We start from the raw sequence: 17,942 nt of genomic DNA on the forward strand, positions 1-17,942 counted from the left end.
TTGAATGATAGACAAGGAAGAGTGGATGCTTCTTTGTCTATTTTTTGTTTTACATATGAATTGCATAAAAAGAGGGAACGTGAAACAATTAAGATAGCTGAGTTTGTACATATTAAATATAATTTTTAGATGATTAAGGAGGCTTTTTTATGTTATACGGAAAAGAAAATCGAGAAGAAGCAGATTATTTAGAGCCTATTTTTGGTTCAAAAGATGAAAAGATGGATTTGCCTAAATATAAATTAAATAAAGAGTCGATTGAGCCGCGGATAGCCTATCAATTGGTTAAAGATGAAATGCTGGATGAGGGAAACGCTCGTTTAAATCTTGCGACTTTTTGCCAAACCTATATGGAACCAGAAGCTGTGGAGCTAATGAGTCAAACATTGGAAAAAAATGTCATCGATAAATCAGAATATCCTCGAACGGCGGAAATAGAAAATCGATGTGTCAACATGATTGCAGATTTGTGGCATGCAGGCAATGATGAGAAATTTATGGGTACATCTACGATTGGTTCTTCGGAAGCAAGCATGCTTGGCGGCATGGCGATGAAATTTTCTTGGCGTAAACGGGCTGAAAAATTAGGCTTAGATATGCATGCGCAGAAACCTAATTTGGTGATTTCATCAGGTTATCAAGTTTGCTGGGAAAAATTCTGTGTCTATTGGGATATTGAAATGCGAGAAGTGCCGATGGATCAAGACCATATGTCGATTAATCTAGACAAGGTCATGGATTATGTGGATGAGTATACGATTGGAATTGTGGGCATTTTGGGGATTACTTATACTGGGCGATATGATGATATTCAAGCCTTGAATGATTTAGTCGAACAATACAATCAAACAACTGACTACAAAGTATTCATTCATGTGGACGCAGCTTCTGGCGGTTTTTACGCACCTTTTGTTGAACCAAATTTAATTTGGGATTTTCAATTAAACAATGTCATTTCTATCAATGCTTCAGGTCATAAATATGGGTTGGTGTATCCTGGGGTTGGTTGGGTCATTTGGCGGGATCAACAGTATTTGCCAGAAGAATTGATCTTTAAAGTTAGCTATTTGGGAGGCGAAATGCCGACGATGGCGATTAATTTTTCCCACAGTGCCGCGCAATTAATCGGTCAATATTATAATTTTATTCGTTACGGTTTTGAAGGATATCAAGCAATCCATCAAAGAACCCATGACATAGCCGTTTATTTAGCCAAAGCAATTGAAGAAACAGGTTTATTTGAAATTATTAATGACGGTTCACAACTGCCATTGGTTTGTTACAAGTTAAAAGCTGATTTTGATAAAGAGTGGACCCTTTATGATTTATCGGATCGCTTATTGATGAAGGGCTGGCAAGTTCCTGCCTATCCGTTGCCAAAAAATCTAGATCAAACAGTGATTCAACGGATTGTGGTGCGGGGAGATTTCGGGATGAATATGGCAGCTGATTATATTCAAGATATGCAACAAGCTATCGCTGACTTGAATCAAGCCCATTTGGTATATCATGAAAAAACCGAAGTAAAAAAATATGGCTTCACCCATTAAAAATTCAATAATCATAAAAAACTTTGATCAACAGACTCATTGGACTGTGGATCAAAGTTTTTTTATGCTGATTCATTTATTAACGCGATGAAGTCTGCACCATATTTATCTAATTTATTTTGCCCCACACCATTGATTGCTAGGAACTCTAATGAATTTTGGGGTTGTTTTTCAGCCATTTCCTGTAATGTTTTATCGGAAAAAATCATATATGGCGGTAATTTTTGCTGCTGCGCCAAATCAGAGCGCAAGCCACGGAGTGCTTCAAACAAGGCATCATCTGCTACTAACTGTTTAACTTGGGCTTGGCGCCGATAGACTTTTTGCTGACCTTTTAAGACACTTACGCCGCTTTCTGATAATTTCAAAACGGGAAATTGTCCGTCTGAGGCCACTAAGTAACCTTCAGCTGATAAATAATCTATTAATTGAGTTAGATCTTTTTGCGACCAATCCTTCATCAAACCATAAGTCGATAACTCTTCAAAATGCCATTGCAAAACTTTTTGATTTTTTGAGCCGTTTAAGACTTGTGCGACGAGAGCTTTACCAAATCGTTCTCCCATTCGTTTGATGCAAGAGAGGATTTTTTGTGCTTCTAAAGTGACGTCGACTTTCTCCCGTTGATCTAGACAATTACTACAACGACCACAATCGCCACTTTCTTCTCCAAAATAATGGAGGATGTATTTTTGCAAGCAATTTTGAGTATGACCATATTGTTCCATTTCGCGGAGCTTTAAATATTCTTGCTGCTGATATTCAGTTGTGCCTTGGGACTGATCAATAAAGAATTTTTGCACTTGTAAATCTTGGGGAGCAAATAATAAAATTGCTTCACTGGGTAAGCCATCTCGTCCAGCCCGTCCGGCTTCTTGATAATAAGATTCTAAATTACCTGGAATCTGATCATGAATCACAAAGCGAACATTACTTTTGTTAATCCCCATCCCAAAAGCATTAGTAGCAATCATTACTTGAATGTCATCAAATAAGAAAGCCTCTTGATTGGCTGTCCGCTCTTTTTCTGACAGGCCACCATGATAACGTCCCACCGAAAATTTGGCGTCTTTTAAAATATAATATAAGCGGTCAACTTCTTTGCGGGTGGCGGCGTAAATGATACCTGATTGTCCACTATTTAATTTTAAGTATTCCCGTAAATAAATATCCTTTGGTTCTTTGACTACTTGAAAAGCCAAATTTTCGCGGGCAAAACCGGTTTGAACACGATTATTTGGTGAGATAGCTAATAACTGACAGATATCTTCAGCAACTTTTGGCGTAGCAGTAGCTGTTAAAGCAACAACTGTAGCAGTTTTCGGTAATCCTTGTAATAATTCAGGGATGCGTAAATAGCTGGGACGAAAATCATGTCCCCATTGTGAAATACAGTGAGCCTCGTCAATCGCTACTAAATCAATCGGCAAACTTTCTAGCAGTAGCTGGAAAGATTCTGATTCTAGTCGTTCAGGTGCCACGTAAAGTAATTTTAATTCGCCATTGCGGGCTTGACGCATCCGATTTTGGACTTCTTGATAATTTAAACTACTATTAATAAAAGCTGCTGGAACGCCCATTTCTTGTAAACTATCAACTTGATCCTTCATTAAAGCAATCAAAGGGGAAACGACCAAAGTCACACCCGGCAAGGCCAAAGCAGGAAGCTGGTAACAAATCGATTTGCCACCACCAGTCGGCATAATTCCCAAAACAGGCTCTTTAGCTAGAATTTTTTCAATAATATTTAATTGCCCAGGTCTAAAGCTGGTGTAACCAAAAGTTTTTTCAAGTAATGTTAGTAAATTTTCCATAATAGCCTCATTTCCTATCATTAATATTATACGCAAAAAGCTGTGAAGAAAAAGGTCTTCCTTGAATGTTTTTTTAAGGAATCAAAATCGCCTTTACATTTATTCTGAATCTCGCTACACTATTTTTTATAGGTGGGAATAGAATGAACTTTTTAAAAAATAAAAAAATGATTTCGTTAAGAAATTTCGTTATCAAATGGTGGCAAAAAAAGCCACTAAAAATTGCAGTTATCGTGTTAAGTATCTTTTTATTAATAGTCGGCTCCAATTTATTTTTACAATTGGCACAGAATTCTTGGTCATTAAGTTTGGCGTTTAATTTTGCTTTTTCATGGCATACAGAAAAATTCTTTTTAGCCTGCTTAGTGTTATTCTTTTTATGGGGTTTCATTAGCAGTGTATTAGGTTCATTAGTTTATGGTGGTTTATTTTACAGTCTCTTGATTTTTGGGATTGGGATTGTGGATGCCTTAAAGATGCAATATCGGCAAGAACCGTTATATCCCGATGATTTAAAGATGATTGTTGAATTCGCTACTTTAAAAGATATTGCAGGTTGGCCTTTATTCTTAGGATTTGTCCTGTTGCTAATAGCTGGTGCTGGCTTAATAATTTACAGTATTTACCGTAGCTTTAAGAAAAAAAGAAGTTTCCAAATTTTTCGTGGGCTATTATTTGTAATTAGTTTTGCTGGTTTAATTTATGCCAGCAATTTTAATCAACCAAGTAATTTGTTGCGGCAAGCTTATAATAAAACGGCTTTGTGGATTCCGTACAGTCAAAAGATGAATTATTATAATACGGGTTTTATTGGTGGTTTTTTATATAATCTAGAGATTATTCCAATGGATCAACCAGATAATTATTCTGAAGCTACCATCAAAGAGATTGTTGAAAAATATACAACCGAACAAACCAAAAGTGAAAATCAGGAAGATAGCCCGAACATTATTTATGTTATGAGTGAGAGCTTTTCTGACACGAGTCGCTTGAAGGGTATCACAATTGAAGGCGGAGATCCACTAGCTGATTATCGTAGTGTGGCTAACAAGACTTATAGTGGTCAAATGTTATCGCAAAACTATGGCGGCGGTACTGCAAATATTGAATTTGAAGCTTTGACGGGTTTTTCAATGGAAATGTTTAATGCTCAAATGACGACGCCTTATACAATGTTGGTTCCAAATTTTACGGAGTTTCCATCAATCGTAAATACATTATCAGAAGAAGGTTATGACACTACTGCGATTCATCCTTATAATACATCCATGTATAAACGTAAAAGTGTTTATCAATCGTTTGGGTTTGATCAATTTTTAGATGAAAATACGATGGATTTCACTGATACAATCGAAGATAATCCCTATATTTCTGATGAAGCGGCTTATCAGCAAATTATGGAAATTCTAAATCAAACTGATGATCCACAATTTGTCCATCTAGTGACGATGCAGACGCACATGCCTTACAGTAACAAATATGCGAATAGTCCTTATACCGCAATCGGTGAAGATACTGACGCTGTAAATAATTATTTGCAAGATATTGCTTACAGTAGCGAAGCTTTAAATGAATTTTTAAACAAAGTCGATCAGCTTGATCGGCGAACATTGGTGGTTTTCTGGGGAGATCATTTACCAGGGATTTATTCAGAGGAGTTGCAAGCGGAAAATGAAGGAACAACCCTTCATGAGACTGAATTTTTGATGTATGATAACCGCCATCAATTAGAAAATCAACAAGATGTCGTTACTAGCCCATTTTATTTTGCGGCTGATTTATTTCAGCAAGCACAATTACCAACCAGCGGCTTTCAACAATTACTGTTACAGATGCAAGAAATTATGCCAGCCTTTGAAAAACAAATGTATTATCGTAATGGGAGTTTCCGCACAGAAAAAAGTTTGAATCAAAGCCAAGAAGAAATTTATCAAGCGTATCAATTGATTCAATACGACATCGTTGCTGGCAAACAATATAGTTTAGCAGAAAACTTTTTTAGGACCAATAATTAATAGAAGGAGAAAACCTATGTCATTTAGCAAAAAAGACAATCAAATATTTTTTAATCCGATTCGCCGTGGTATTTTAAATCACGAAATGATCGCAGCTGGTGATAAAGTGGCAGTAGGCTTAAGCGGAGGAAAAGATAGTACCAGTTTGTTTTATTTTTTGGATCAGATTGCCAAACAAAATAGGCTAGGTTTCTCTTTTGAGTTGGTGCCAATTAGTATGGATTTAGGCTTTGAAGACTTTGATATTTCTCCTCTTAGAGAATTTGTCGCTGATTTAGGCTATGAATTAGAAGTAATCCCGACGGATATTGCAAAGATTGTTTTTGATATTCGGGCTGAAAAATCTCCTTGTTCACTGTGTGCAAAATTGCGGCGCGGTATTTTATATCGACGAGCTGCAGAGTTAGGCTGTAAAAAAGTGGCTTTAGGTCATCATTTAGATGATGCGCTTGAAACTTATTTGATGAACTTTTTATTCCACGGCAAAATGAATAGCTTTGAACCAAAAAGTTATTTGTCAAAAACGGGGGTCACTTTGATCCGACCAATGATTTATGTGGAAGAAAAATCAATTATTCGCTACGTTGAAAGAGAGGACTTACCGGTTATTTTCAACCCTTGTCCGGTAGATAAACAAACCAAACGAGAAGAAATCAAAGAACTGGTAACAAATCTGTCAAAAACTTATCCCGATATTCGGCAAAAATTTATCATGGGGATAGAGCAAGGAACAGCTGCAGATTTTTGGACAAAGAGTCATATTTAAATCAAAGTAATCATAAATTCCTTTGAGAGATGATTGAATAAAAGCTGTTTCTTATGATATACTAACAAAGATTATTCATGAGGGAGTAACTGGCAGATGTATATCTGTGGCAATGCCACCAACAAGAAACGAAATTTCTGGTGTTGTCTTAAATAGTGAGACTTGTGTATGTGCCCGTATGCATACAGGAGTCTTTTTTTGTTACACCAAATGAATCAATACACAATAACAGGGGGAAAAACATTGTCAGAAGAAAGAAAGCAACAATTAATCAAAGCTTTCCATGCTGAAGCCGAAGAACAAGTGTTAGCTGAGGTGCAGACGACAGACGAAGGATTATCTTCAGCTGAAGCTCAAAAAAGATTAGCTGAGTATGGTTCAAACGAATTGGATGAAGGTGAAAAGAAAAGTCTATTCGCTCGATTCTTTGAGCAATTTAAAGATTTGATGATTGTAGTATTGATCGTTGCAGCCATTATTTCAGCCGTTGTTTCGCATGAAGTAGTCGATTCAATTATTATTTTAGCAGTAGTTATCATTAATGCGGTGATGGGTGTGGTGCAAGAATCAAAAGCCGAACAAGCCATCGAAGCGTTGCGAGAAATGTCGACGCCAAATGCCAATGTTTTACGAGACGATCATATCGCTTCGATTAAATCAACTGACTTAGTACCAGGTGATATCGTGATGCTAGAAGCTGGTGATGTGGTGCCAGCTGATTTACGTTTACTAGAAGTCGCTTCATTAAAAATTGAAGAAGCAGCTTTAACAGGAGAATCTGTACCAGTTGAAAAAGAATTAGGCATAATTGATGATACTGAAATCGGAATTGGTGATCGGGTCAACATGGCTTATTCAAATTCAAATGTAACTTATGGTCGTGGTAAAGGTGTGGTTGTTAATACTGGAATGAACACCGAAGTCGGAAAAATTGCCGGTATGTTAGCACAAGCTGATGAAACAGAAACACCATTAAAAACTAACTTGAATCAACTAGGGAAGTTTTTAACGCTTGCAATTATTATTATTGCGGTGATTATGTTTTTCGTTGGGATAGTCTTCAACAATACTTCTTGGGTGGATATGTTGTTAACCTCTATTTCACTAGCAGTTGCGGCAATTCCAGAAGGTTTACCAGCGATTGTAACGATTATTTTAGCTTTAGGAACACAAGTAATGGCCAAACGGAATTCAGTCATTCGTAAATTGCCAGCGGTTGAAACATTGGGTTCAACTGACATTATTGCTTCTGATAAAACAGGTACTTTAACTTTAAATCAAATGACAGTTGAAAAATTGTATGTTGATAATCATCAGTATGATGCTGATGGCGAATTACCAGTTGATAGCATGGGTATGAAAATCATGAACTACGCCAACGATTCTAAATTTACCCAAGAGGGCACATTGATCGGTGACCCAACCGAAACAGCGTTGGTCCAATTTGGTTTAAACAATCAATTTGATGTTCGTGAAAAAGTAAAAGCTGAACCTCGTTTGGCAGAAATTCCTTTCGATTCAGATCGTAAACTCATGAGCACTTTGCATCAACAAGCTGACGGTAAGATTTTAGTCGCAGTTAAAGGGGCACCAGATGTCTTATTAACTCGCGCAGATCGCGTTTTATTAAATGGAGAAGTTCTTCCTCTAGGCGAAAAAGAAAAAAATGATATTTTAACAAACAACACGGATATGGCGAAACAAGCCTTACGTGTTCTAGGAATGGCTTATAAATATATTGACCAAGTTCCTGCTGAATTAGAATCAGAAATTATCGAAAATGATTTAATTTTTGCTGGTTTAGTCGGTATGATTGACCCAGAAAGAGCCGAAGCAGCTGAAGCTGTGCGTGTGGCTAAAGATGCGGGTGTTCGTCCAATTATGATTACCGGAGACCACCGAGATACGGCTGAAGCGATTGCGGTTCGTTTAGGTATTATCGCGGCTGGTGATGACGCTGCAGTATTAACTGGAGCTGAATTAAATGAAATGAGCGACAATGAATTTGCTGAGAAAGTTGGCAATTATTCAGTTTATGCACGGGTTTCTCCAGAACATAAAGTTCGTATCGTGAAAGCTTGGCAACATGAAGGCAAGGTTGTAGCGATGACCGGAGACGGCGTCAATGATGCACCTGCTCTAAAACAAGCTGATATTGGGATTGGTATGGGTATCACTGGGACAGAAGTTTCTAAAGGTGCTTCTGACATGGTCCTAGCTGATGATAACTTTGCGACAATTGTTGTTGCAGTTGAAGAAGGTCGGAAAGTCTTCTCAAACATCCAAAAATCAGTTCAATATCTATTAGCTGCCAATTTAGGTGAAGTTTTGACGTTGTTCTTAGCTACATTGTTTGGCTGGGACACTTTATTGCCGATTCACTTATTATGGATTAACTTAGTAACAGATACCTTCCCAGCGATTGCTTTGGGAATGGAGCCAGCTGAAAAAGACCTAATGTCCCACAAACCACGGGGACGGAACTCTAACTTGTTTTCCGGCGGAGTCTTTTCAAGTATTATCTACCAAGGGATTTTAGAAGGTGCTACAGTATTATTTGTTTATTGGTCAGCTATTCAATGGCCGGTCCATGCAACTTATGATGCCATTCATTCTGATGCCTTGACGATGGCTTTTGCAACTTTAGGGTTGATGCAGCTATTCCATGCTTTTAATGTGAAATCTGTGCATCAAAGTATCTTTAAAGTGGGGCCATTTAGAAACAAAGCCTTTAACTGGGCGATTTTACTTTCATTTGCTTTAATGATGGTTATTATCATCGTGCCAGGATTAAATGATATCTTCCGGGTAGCCCATCTTGACTTGTACCAATGGGGAATTGTGATTGGTGCATCCTTTGCAATTATCCCGATTGTGGAAATTGTTAAGGCGGTTCAAAGAGCTACTAATAAGGATGCTTAGTCAATGAAAATAAGGGAATTAGTTTTCCCTTATTTTTTTTTGCATTTGTTAATAAAAAAACGTAAAATAGATATAGTTTACAAGAAAGAGAGGAAGTCTTGATGCGTCCAAATAAAGGTTTTTATGCAAGAGAAATAAATCAGATTATTCAAAATACAGAAAAAATGGGAGAACAATTACACCCTAGCTATGAAGAAATCCGCTTAGCAATTGATGAGGATAAACTAGCTGACTTAGATCAAGCCCACATTAAAGAAATTCATGAACTTTTTGACGAAGGAACGCAATTTTATCGTTTAAATTTCGAAAAAATTAAGTTATTAAAGCCACCTGCAAAAGTCATGGGAAATCATAAAACATTCGAAAAAGCATATGAGAAATATGTTAACGGTTGCCAAGCGATGACTGACAGTTTAGCTGGAGAAGTGAACGTTGATGCCTTTAACGAAGCTGAAAAAGTGCAAGATTTAGCTACAGATACTTTATACAAAGTGATTCAAAAAATTACTAATTTGTTATTAAAATAAATTAAGTTATGACAACAAAGGTTTTTTAATTTGATTATAATGTTATTTTAAATACTGAAATTAGAATTGATGATATGATTCATTCATACCAATAACAACCCTTTTCTTTTTCATTACTATTAGGTAATCAACTCCTTTCCACCGACTAACCACCGGTGGTCTTTTTTTTTACAAAAAAATCTTGGATCAACGACCCAAGATTTCAAAATAATTTAATTTTCTACATTTCTAACATAGTTATCGAAATAATCAGTTAAATCTTTTTTGATCTTCTGATATTCTTCTTCACTGTAATTTTTTTTTTCGATTTTTCCGTTGAATAATGGGATTTCTAATTCTTCTTTTAAACGCTCTATGACTTCTTCGCGGTTCATTTTTTTCCTCCTAATCGAAATAAACACAAACAACTTCTGGTGCGTAAACGTCTTTTTCTAATAAGCTCAGTAAACCAGTGTTTTTATCACGAGAAAATAAGGTTAAATTATCGCTGTTTTGATGCCCACAAACCAAAAATTCATCTGTTGAATCTAAGTTGAAATCTCTCGGGATAGCTCCTTCGCTGGAAATGATTTGAATAGTAGCCAAATTTTTTCCATTAGGATCAATCGTCATTACAGCAATTGAGTCATGTCCGCGATTTGAAGTGTATAAGAAATGACCGTCTTGTGAGACACGAATCGCTGCCCCACTACTATCGCCAGTAAAATCAGCTGGTAAAGTAGAAAGACTTTCTATTTCAGTAAAAACACCATTCTCATAAGTTAAAACTCGGACAGTATTATTTAATTCACCAAATAAATAAGCAATCGATAAAGTTGGATGGAAAACTAAATGACGAGGTCCAGTACCTGGTTCAGCTTTGAAAAGGGAAACTAATGAGAATTTGCCATCATCAGTAACATCATAGGTGTAGACACCGTCAGTTCCCAAGTCACAGACAACTAGTCGACCATCTGGCGCTAAGTCACTGAAATGCACATGGGCATGGTCTTGGTTTTGATGGGGACCAACAGCTTCTTGATGGAAGACATGATCAGCTGCTGTAAGACTGCCATCTTTCTCAATTTTGTAAGAATTTAATTCACCTTTGTGATAATTAGAGCCGTAAAGAAGTTGTCTTTTTTCATCAACGGCCACGTAGCACAAGGGAGCACCATCTTCAGTAACAGCATTGATGAAATTATTTTGTGGATCATAAGCTGAAGCACCACCTTTTTCTTGGACGGTAGTGACAGAATAAAGGTTATTTGCCAGACTCTTTGTTAAATAGGTTGGACTATTTTCGGCTGCGACCAATTTTAAATTAGTCAGTGTTTTTTTATCAGTGTCTAGGTCTATTTCATAAATGCCTTTACTATCTTTACGGGTATAAGTGCCTAACAATACTTTTTGTATCATAAAATGCCTCCTCTAATTTGCTCTTTTTATTGTACCAGATATCTCAGTATTTCAAATAGTTTATGCTATAATTAATGGCAAGAGATTGATTAATAAAACAAAATTTATTCGTGAAAATTACGCAAATTCAATAAAGTTTTAAAGAGTTTGATACAGGAGTGGTGAGATTGGACAAGAAAAAATTAAGTCAACGAACATCGTGGTTTTGGAAATGGTTTTTAAATAATCAAGTAGTGATCGCTTTAATTATCGTATTACTTTTACTAACTATTATTTTTGTATTTACTAAAGTTTCCTATTTGTTTGAACCAGTGGGGCAATTCTTTGCGATAGTCGGTTTGCCGGTAGTAATCGCGGGGATCTTATTTTATTTAATGAATCCAATAGTTAATTTATTAGAGAAAAAGGGACTTAAGCGAACCTACAGCATTATATTACTTTTTATTTTAGTAGTTGGTTTGATTATTTGGGGGATTGTGGTCATTATTCCCGAGATTCAACAGCAAGTCCGTTTGTTTATTCAAAGCTTACCAGGGTACATTGATACTTTAACAGCTAAAGCCGATCAGATTTTTAAAGATCCAGCTTTTAAACCGATCCAAGAGCATCTAGAAAATAGCGCTCAAAAAATTCTTGAATCAGTGACGGACATCACTAAAAATATTTCTCAGGTTACGATCAAAGGCTTAGGCAGTGTTGTTTCGACAGTAGCAACCATTGTTATAGCGCTAATTACTGCGCCGATTATTTTATTCTTCTTATTAAAAGATGGCAAAGACCTAGCACCATATCTAATCTCATTTTTACCAACAAAGATGCGCAAACCAACAGGTAAAGTGTTAGTTGAAATGAATAGTCAACTTTCGTCTTATATTAGAGGACAGTTGACGGTGGCTTTTGCGGTGGCGGTTATGTTTGTGACAGGATTTTCAATTATTGGTTTAAACTATGCTATTACTTTAGGCGTTTTGGCAGGATTTTTAAACCTGATTCCTTATTTAGGATCATTCTTGGCGATGGTGCCGGTTGTCTTTCTGGCATTAGTAACCAGTCCGCTGATGTTAGTCAAAGTAATTGTGGTCTTTATTATTGAGCAGACGATTGAAGGACGAATTGTATCACCGTTAGTTTTAGGGACACAATTAAAGATTCATCCAGTCACGATTATGTTTGTTTTATTAACGGCTGGGAAAATATTTGGGATTGCCGGTGTGATTTTAGGTATTCCATTTTATGCAGTAATTAAAGTTATTGCGATCCATATTTTTGATTGGTATAAACGTATTTCTGGCTTATATACAGATGATGATTCACAAGCAGAACAAGAATAAGAAAAACGTCGTTAGCTTAGGCTAGCGACGTTTTTTTGTTGATTAAAATGAATCTGCTAATTGTTTTGCAGCATCTTTTGCTGCCGCCATGATAGCTTCACGGTCGTCTGGATTGTAATCCGCACCTTCGATGTAAATCGCTTCAAAATCAGTTACCCCGATGAAGGCTAGAATATGTTTAATATATGATGAAGAGAAATCTTCTCCGCCATACACGCCACCACTAGATTGAATGTGTAGGGCTTTTTTATTTTCAACTAAACCAACTGGTCCTTCAGCAGTATATTTGAAAGTTTTACCAGCTACATTGACCGTATCAAACCAAGCTTTTAAGCGGGTTGGGATGTTTAAGTTCCACATACCATTGGCAATCACGATTTTGTCAGCAGCTAAAAATTGTTCGGTAAAGCTGTTAAATGTCGCAATTTTTTCTTGTTGTGTAGCGGATAAACTAGTGAAATCAGCACCAGCTTGTAAAGCACGCCAGCCTAATAAAATATCCTTATCGATTTCTGGTAGGTTTGTATCATATAAATCGACTACCTCAATTACGTCAGATGGATTTTTTGCTTCATACTCCGTTAAAAATGTATCCAAAACAGCCACTGATTGTGACTCGTCTTTGGTTAATGGGTGAGCTTTAATTACTAATACGTTTGACATCTAATACACTCCTTTTTTTTCATTACTCGTAAATGATACATAAAAAAATGACAAAAAACAATTTATTTGTCTGATAAAAAGTAAGTAAATCAAAATATAAAAAAAGATCATGACAAATGCCTAGGCATTACGTCATAATCTGTAATTGTTTTAGACCAATACAGCTTGATGATAGGCATTGACGCCACCAATAACATTGACAACATCAAATCCTTTTTCACTTAAATATTGAGCGATCGGTTTAGTCCGTCCACCAAATTGGCTGATCAAATAGTAAGTTTTTTCTTTGTCTAATTCATTTATTCGACTTGGTAATTCGGTAAATGAAATTTGTAAACTATTGTTAAATTCATTTAATGCTTCTGGTTCCAATAAATCTGGATCACGTAGATCAATTACTGCCACGTTAGCAGTATCTACTAGAGTTTTAAATTCTTGAGTTGTAATTGTGTGCAACATAACGATAACCTCTTTTTTTTGATATGTTTGGATAATAATATGAATCAAGATTTATATCAAGCGATTAAAGTTGCTTTCAGAAAATTTTAGGAAAACGTTACTAAACTAACACAATTCAGTTTAAATCGTCATATTTGTAAAAAAAATGAGATATGCTATAATGACATGGTGTCACATGACAGAGTGTCATTAAAAAAGGAGTTTTTTCATGCCCAAAGATACTTTTTTTCGTTTAAATCAAGAAAAGCGCGACCGAATATTAGAGGCCGCAAAAATTGAATTTTCGAAGCACCCATTAAAAGATGCTTCGATAGCCGAAATTATTCGCTTGGCAGAGGTGCCACGAGGAAGTTTCTATCAATATTTTGAAGACAAAGAAGATTTATATTTTTATTATTTTGATCAATTAAGAAAAGACCGTAGCGAAGAACTAATTGCTGCAATTAAAGCTGCTGATGGTGATTTATTTACTGGTTATGATCATTATTTTTCGGCTTTTATTTCTGATTTATTCAATGGCAAGGATGCCGCTTTTTATCGCAATTTATTTTTACATATGGATTATCGTGCCAGCCGTAAAGTGACTGAGGGGCAATCACAGCGTACTCATCAACATAAAGTCATTCCTGAATTGCTCTTAATCATTAATAAAAAACCTTTAAAAGTTGAAAACGATGAACAGTTAGCGGTCTTGATCCGCTATCTAATGAATATGTTTTTTACCACAATTGGTCAAGGCTATCATGAACGTATGAAAAATCCAGATTATCCAATTGAACAAATTGTCACCAATCTCAAGCTAGGTTTGTCGTGGCTGCGAGATGGTGCCTATCGAAAGGACGGAGAGTAAATGCTGAAATTATTAAAACGTGTTTCTTATAGTGCGGCAATTCTAGCAATTTTATTTATGTTTTTCCAAGTAATTGCTGATTTGTATTTACCGACACTAACATCAAATATTATTGATAATGGTGTAGCTAAAGGAAACATTGATTATATCTGGCACACTGGTTTTGTGATGATCGGAATTTCTCTTTTAGGTATTTTAGCTGCAGTGGGGAATACTTATTTTGCTACGCGAGAATCACAAAAATTAGGGAGACAACTAAGAAGTGACGTTTACGCAAAAGTTGAAAGATTTTCTAATCGAGAATTTGATTCTTTCGGAACTGCTTCATTGATTACCAGAACGACCAATGATGTGACACAAGTACAGATGGTCACACAGATGTTTTTAAGAATTATGATTAATGCACCGATTATGTTAGTCGGTGCTAGCTTTTTAGCCTATCAAAAAGACGCACAACTAACAAAAATATTTTTCGTAGTTATTCCTATCATGTTAGTTGTTGTCGGCATTATTATGTTTTTGGCAGTTCCTTTATTTAAAAGTATGCAAAAGAAAACTGACCGTTTGAATTTGGTTTTTCGTGAAGGACTAACTGGTGTTCGAGTGATTCGGGCTTTTGATAAAACAAAATATGAAGAAAACCGTTTTAACAATGCCAACTTGGACTACACGAATACCGCCATTAAAGTAAATACCATTGTTGCTTTAATGATGCCGTTAATGACATTAATCATGAGTGGTACCAATATCGCCATTACTTGGTTCGGCGGACATTATATTGCTGAACAAACTTTAGAAGTTGGTAATTTAATTGCCTTTATGACTTATGCCATGCAAATTTTAATGAGCTTTATGATGCTATCTATGATTTTCATTATGGTGCCTAGAGCACAAGCTTCAGCTGATCGGATCAATGAAGTATTGGATGCAAAAGATAAGATTCTTGATCCAACAGTACCAAAAGTGATTGAAGCTGCTGGTGATCAAACGACATTAGTCTTTGATCATGTGAATTATCGCTATAACGGCGCTGAAAATTTGGCTTTGGAAGATGTTCATTTTAAAGCTAAAGCTGGCGAAACAGTGGCGATTATCGGGGGAACTGGTTCAGGGAAAACAACCTTGATTAATTTAATTCCCCGCTTATTAGATATTGAATCTGGTGAGATTCGTTTGAATGGCGTATCAATTAGTGAGATGAAACAACATGATCTACGAGAGCTGATTGGTTTTGTTCCACAAAAAGCGGTTCTATTTTCTGGAACCATCCGAGAAAATATGCAGTATGGTGTAGCAGATGCAAGTGATGAAACCATTTGGAAAGCACTAGAAATTGCTCAAGCCAAAGATTTTGTTAGTAAACTGCCTAAGCAATTAGATGCTCGAGTAGAACAGGGTGGCGGGAACTTTTCCGGCGGACAACGGCAACGTTTAGCCATCGCACGAGCTTTGGTTAAAATAGCGGATGTTTATGTTTTCGATGATTCATTTTCAGCTTTGGATTTTAAAACCGATGCCAATTTGCGAAAAGCATTAAACCAAGAAATCACCGACAGCATAGTTGTAATTGTAGCCCAAAGAGTTTCTACTGTTATGGATGCTGATACCATTTTAGTCTTAGAAGAAGGTAAAGTGGTTGGTCAAGGTAAGCATGCGGAGTTGATGGAAACTAATGAGACTTACCGTGAAATTGTTTCATCTCAATTGAGAGAGGAGGACTTATAGATGGCGCAACCAGGAAGAGGTCATGGACCAGCTGGAAATATCGGCAAACAAGGGCCACGAGCAAAAAACTTTTGGTCGACTGTAAAACGTTTGTTTTCATATATGTCTCATCGCATTGTAGCGATTGTTGCCGTTTTAGTTTTGGCAATTGCTGCTGTAGTCTTTCAAATTCAAACACCCAAGATTTTAGGACAAGCAACTACTGAAATTTTTAAAGGAGTAATGAAGGGCTATCAGCAAATGAAGATGGGGATTCCAGTTAAGAATTTCCCAATTGATTTTGATAAAATTGCACAGATCATCATGATGGTAATTGCCATGTATGTGATTTCTGCTATTTTCAATTTTATGCAACAATTTATTATGACTCGTGTATCTCAACGAACGGTTTACGAATTACGGCGGGATTTAGAAGAAAAAATGAATCTAGTGCCAATCTCTTATTTCGATACCCATTCAAATGGAGATATCATGTCTCGAGCAATCAATGATATGGATAATATTGCCAGCACTTTGCAACAAAATTTGACCCAAATGATTACAAGTGTCGTAACCTTCATCGGGGTTTTAGCGATGATGCTGTCTATTTCATGGCAATTAACTTTGGTAGCTTTGGCAACTGTTCCGTTAAGTTTAATCGTGGTAATGATTGTAGCACCTAAATCACAACGGTACTTTGCGAGTCAGCAAAAGAGTTTAGGACTGCTAAATAACCAAGTAGAAGAAACTTATGGTGGACACACAGTGGTTAAAACTTTTAATCATGAAGTGGCCGACCAAGCAAAATTTGAAGAAGAAAATGAAGTTCTATACAAATCTGGTTGGAAAGCACAATTTATTTCTGCAATTGTGATGCCGCTAATGAATTTTGTAAAAAATCTAGGCTATGTCTTTGTAGCTGTCCTAGGTGGGGTAAAGGTTGCAAACGGAAATATGACCTTAGGGGATGTGCAAGCATTCTTACAATATACCAATCAATTTTCACAACCGATCACTCAAATTGCTAACTTAATGAACACAATTCAATCGACGGTCGCTTCAGCGGAACGGGTTTTTGAAGTATTAGACGAAGCAGAAATGGAAAATAATCCATCAGGAATTCTTATAGAAGAAAATTCTCCTTATAAAGTCCAATTTGAGCATGTACAGTTTGGTTATTCGGATGATGAATTATTGATGACCGACTTTAATTTAAATGTTCAGCCGGGAGAAATGGTGGCAATTGTTGGACCAACTGGAGCAGGAAAAACGACCTTAATTAATTTATTGGAACGTTTTTATGATGTGAAAGATGGATCAATTAAATATGATGGTGTCGATACCAGAGATATTTCTCGTGATGAATTACGTAGTCATTTCTCGATGGTTTTACAAGATACTTGGCTATTTACTGGTTCAATTTACGATAATATTCGCTATGGTAATGAGACTGCGACGGAAGAACAGATTATTCGGTCAGCTAAAGCCGCTCACGTAGATGAATTTGTTCGTAAATTACCTGAAGGTTACCAGACTGTCTTAAACGAAGAAGCTAGCAACATTTCTCAAGGACAACGTCAATTGATTACAATTGCTCGCGCCTTCTTGGCAAATCCGGATGTTTTGATTTTAGATGAAGCTACTTCCAGTGTAGATACACGAACTGAAATCTTAATCCAAAAAGCTATGAGCCGTTTGTTAGAAAAACGAACAAGCTTTGTAGTCGCACATCGCCTTTCAACGATTCGGGATGCCGACAATATTATCGTTATGAACCATGGAGCGATTGTTGAAACTGGTAATCACGAAGAGTTAATGGAAAAGAATGGTTTTTACGCAGATTTATATAATAGTCAGTTTTCAGAAGAAGTTGCATAGAAAAAGCCGGACAATCTAGCGATTGTTCGGTTTTTTCTACAAAATGCTTTAAAAAGCTCAAAAAG

At 36.4% G+C, this 17,942-nt stretch carries 14 protein-coding genes; 9 read left to right on the forward strand and 5 right to left on the reverse strand.

Annotated features, from left to right (window positions below; translation table 11 throughout):
* Positions 1–149: 149 nt before the first annotated feature.
* Positions 150–1,550 carry a glutamate decarboxylase gene (gene gad, locus KUA55_RS01845; RefSeq protein WP_218324470.1) on the forward strand — a complete coding sequence of 467 codons (1,401 nt, stop codon included), beginning with the start codon at positions 150–152 and terminating at the stop codon, positions 1,548–1,550.
* A gap of 62 nt (positions 1,551–1,612) precedes the next feature.
* On the opposite strand, the gene recQ is transcribed toward gad, so the two are convergent.
* On the reverse strand, positions 1,613–3,364 hold the full coding sequence (recQ, locus tag KUA55_RS01850) for a DNA helicase RecQ (RefSeq protein WP_218324471.1): 1,752 nt from the start codon (positions 3,362–3,364) through the stop codon (positions 1,613–1,615).
* 143 nt (positions 3,365–3,507) lie between these two features.
* On the opposite strand from recQ, the gene KUA55_RS01855 reads away from it, so the two are divergent.
* From KUA55_RS01855 to KUA55_RS01870, 4 genes are all read left to right on the forward strand, one after another.
* Positions 3,508–5,379 (forward strand): LTA synthase family protein, encoded by a 1,872-nt coding sequence (locus tag KUA55_RS01855; protein WP_246601345.1) that lies wholly within the window; start codon positions 3,508–3,510, stop codon positions 5,377–5,379.
* A 16-nt stretch (positions 5,380–5,395) separates the two neighbouring features.
* Complete coding sequence (locus tag KUA55_RS01860; protein ID WP_218324472.1) at positions 5,396–6,145, forward strand: tRNA 2-thiocytidine biosynthesis TtcA family protein; 750 nt, start codon at positions 5,396–5,398, stop codon at positions 6,143–6,145.
* A 243-nt stretch (positions 6,146–6,388) separates the two neighbouring features.
* On the forward strand, positions 6,389–9,067 hold the full coding sequence (locus KUA55_RS01865; RefSeq protein ID WP_218324473.1) for a cation-translocating P-type ATPase: 2,679 nt from the start codon (positions 6,389–6,391) through the stop codon (positions 9,065–9,067).
* 101 nt (positions 9,068–9,168) lie between these two features.
* The gene (locus tag KUA55_RS01870; protein WP_218324474.1) at positions 9,169–9,594 is read left to right on the forward strand and encodes a hypothetical protein; all 426 of its coding nucleotides are present in this window, start codon (positions 9,169–9,171) and stop codon (positions 9,592–9,594) included.
* Between the two features lie 212 nt (positions 9,595–9,806).
* On the opposite strand, the gene KUA55_RS01875 is transcribed toward KUA55_RS01870, so the two are convergent.
* On the reverse strand, positions 9,807–9,968 hold the full coding sequence (locus tag KUA55_RS01875; protein ID WP_218324475.1) for a hypothetical protein: 162 nt from the start codon (positions 9,966–9,968) through the stop codon (positions 9,807–9,809).
* A 10-nt stretch (positions 9,969–9,978) separates the two neighbouring features.
* Complete coding sequence (locus KUA55_RS01880) at positions 9,979–10,992, reverse strand: lactonase family protein (protein WP_218324476.1); 1,014 nt, start codon at positions 10,990–10,992, stop codon at positions 9,979–9,981.
* Positions 10,993–11,159: 167 nt separating this feature from the next.
* On the opposite strand from KUA55_RS01880, the gene KUA55_RS01885 reads away from it, so the two are divergent.
* Complete coding sequence (locus tag KUA55_RS01885) at positions 11,160–12,323, forward strand: AI-2E family transporter (RefSeq protein ID WP_218324477.1); 1,164 nt, start codon at positions 11,160–11,162, stop codon at positions 12,321–12,323.
* 42 nt (positions 12,324–12,365) lie between these two features.
* Here KUA55_RS01885 and KUA55_RS01890 read toward each other — a convergent pair whose 3' ends face one another.
* On the reverse strand, positions 12,366–12,986 hold the full coding sequence (locus KUA55_RS01890) for an FMN-dependent NADH-azoreductase (RefSeq protein WP_218324478.1): 621 nt from the start codon (positions 12,984–12,986) through the stop codon (positions 12,366–12,368).
* Positions 12,987–13,136: 150 nt separating this feature from the next.
* Positions 13,137–13,445: a rhodanese-like domain-containing protein gene (locus tag KUA55_RS01895; protein WP_218324479.1), complete on the reverse strand. Its 309-nt coding sequence runs from the start codon at positions 13,443–13,445 to the stop codon at positions 13,137–13,139.
* A gap of 208 nt (positions 13,446–13,653) precedes the next feature.
* Between KUA55_RS01895 and KUA55_RS01900 the strand changes: the two genes are divergently transcribed.
* Genes KUA55_RS01900 through KUA55_RS01910 form a run of 3 tightly spaced genes read left to right on the forward strand, consistent with a single transcriptional unit; the run spans position 13,654 to position 17,877 of the window.
* Entirely contained in the window at positions 13,654–14,295 is a 642-nt protein-coding gene (locus KUA55_RS01900; RefSeq protein WP_218324480.1) for a TetR/AcrR family transcriptional regulator, read from the forward strand.
* Positions 14,296–16,020, forward strand: coding sequence for an ABC transporter ATP-binding protein (locus KUA55_RS01905; RefSeq protein ID WP_218324481.1), 1,725 nt, complete (start codon positions 14,296–14,298; stop codon positions 16,018–16,020).
* Positions 16,021–17,877 carry an ABC transporter ATP-binding protein gene (locus tag KUA55_RS01910; protein ID WP_218324482.1) on the forward strand — a complete coding sequence of 619 codons (1,857 nt, stop codon included), beginning with the start codon at positions 16,021–16,023 and terminating at the stop codon, positions 17,875–17,877.
* Positions 17,878–17,942 lie beyond the last annotated feature (65 nt).

Source organism: Enterococcus alishanensis (assembly GCF_019218635.1).
Classification (GTDB): domain Bacteria; phylum Bacillota; class Bacilli; order Lactobacillales; family Enterococcaceae; genus Enterococcus_A; species Enterococcus_A alishanensis.

What these genes read in the sequence shown, in the direction of transcription:
- gad (WP_218324470.1), top strand. Translation starts at nt 150, where the DNA reads ATGTTATACGGAAAAGAAAATCGAGAAGAAGCAGATTATTTAGAGCCT.
- recQ (WP_218324471.1), bottom strand. Translation starts at nt 3,364, where the DNA reads ATGGAAAATTTACTAACATTACTTGAAAAAACTTTTGGTTACACCAGC.
- KUA55_RS01855 (WP_246601345.1), top strand. Translation starts at nt 3,508, where the DNA reads ATGAACTTTTTAAAAAATAAAAAAATGATTTCGTTAAGAAATTTCGTT.
- KUA55_RS01860 (WP_218324472.1), top strand. Translation starts at nt 5,396, where the DNA reads ATGTCATTTAGCAAAAAAGACAATCAAATATTTTTTAATCCGATTCGC.
- KUA55_RS01870 (WP_218324474.1), top strand. Translation starts at nt 9,169, where the DNA reads ATGCGTCCAAATAAAGGTTTTTATGCAAGAGAAATAAATCAGATTATT.
- KUA55_RS01875 (WP_218324475.1), bottom strand. Translation starts at nt 9,968, where the DNA reads ATGAACCGCGAAGAAGTCATAGAGCGTTTAAAAGAAGAATTAGAAATC.
- KUA55_RS01880 (WP_218324476.1), bottom strand. Translation starts at nt 10,992, where the DNA reads ATGATACAAAAAGTATTGTTAGGCACTTATACCCGTAAAGATAGTAAA.
- KUA55_RS01890 (WP_218324478.1), bottom strand. Translation starts at nt 12,986, where the DNA reads ATGTCAAACGTATTAGTAATTAAAGCTCACCCATTAACCAAAGACGAG.
- KUA55_RS01895 (WP_218324479.1), bottom strand. Translation starts at nt 13,445, where the DNA reads ATGTTGCACACAATTACAACTCAAGAATTTAAAACTCTAGTAGATACT.
- KUA55_RS01900 (WP_218324480.1), top strand. Translation starts at nt 13,654, where the DNA reads ATGCCCAAAGATACTTTTTTTCGTTTAAATCAAGAAAAGCGCGACCGA.
- KUA55_RS01905 (WP_218324481.1), top strand. Translation starts at nt 14,296, where the DNA reads ATGCTGAAATTATTAAAACGTGTTTCTTATAGTGCGGCAATTCTAGCA.
- KUA55_RS01910 (WP_218324482.1), top strand. Translation starts at nt 16,021, where the DNA reads ATGGCGCAACCAGGAAGAGGTCATGGACCAGCTGGAAATATCGGCAAA.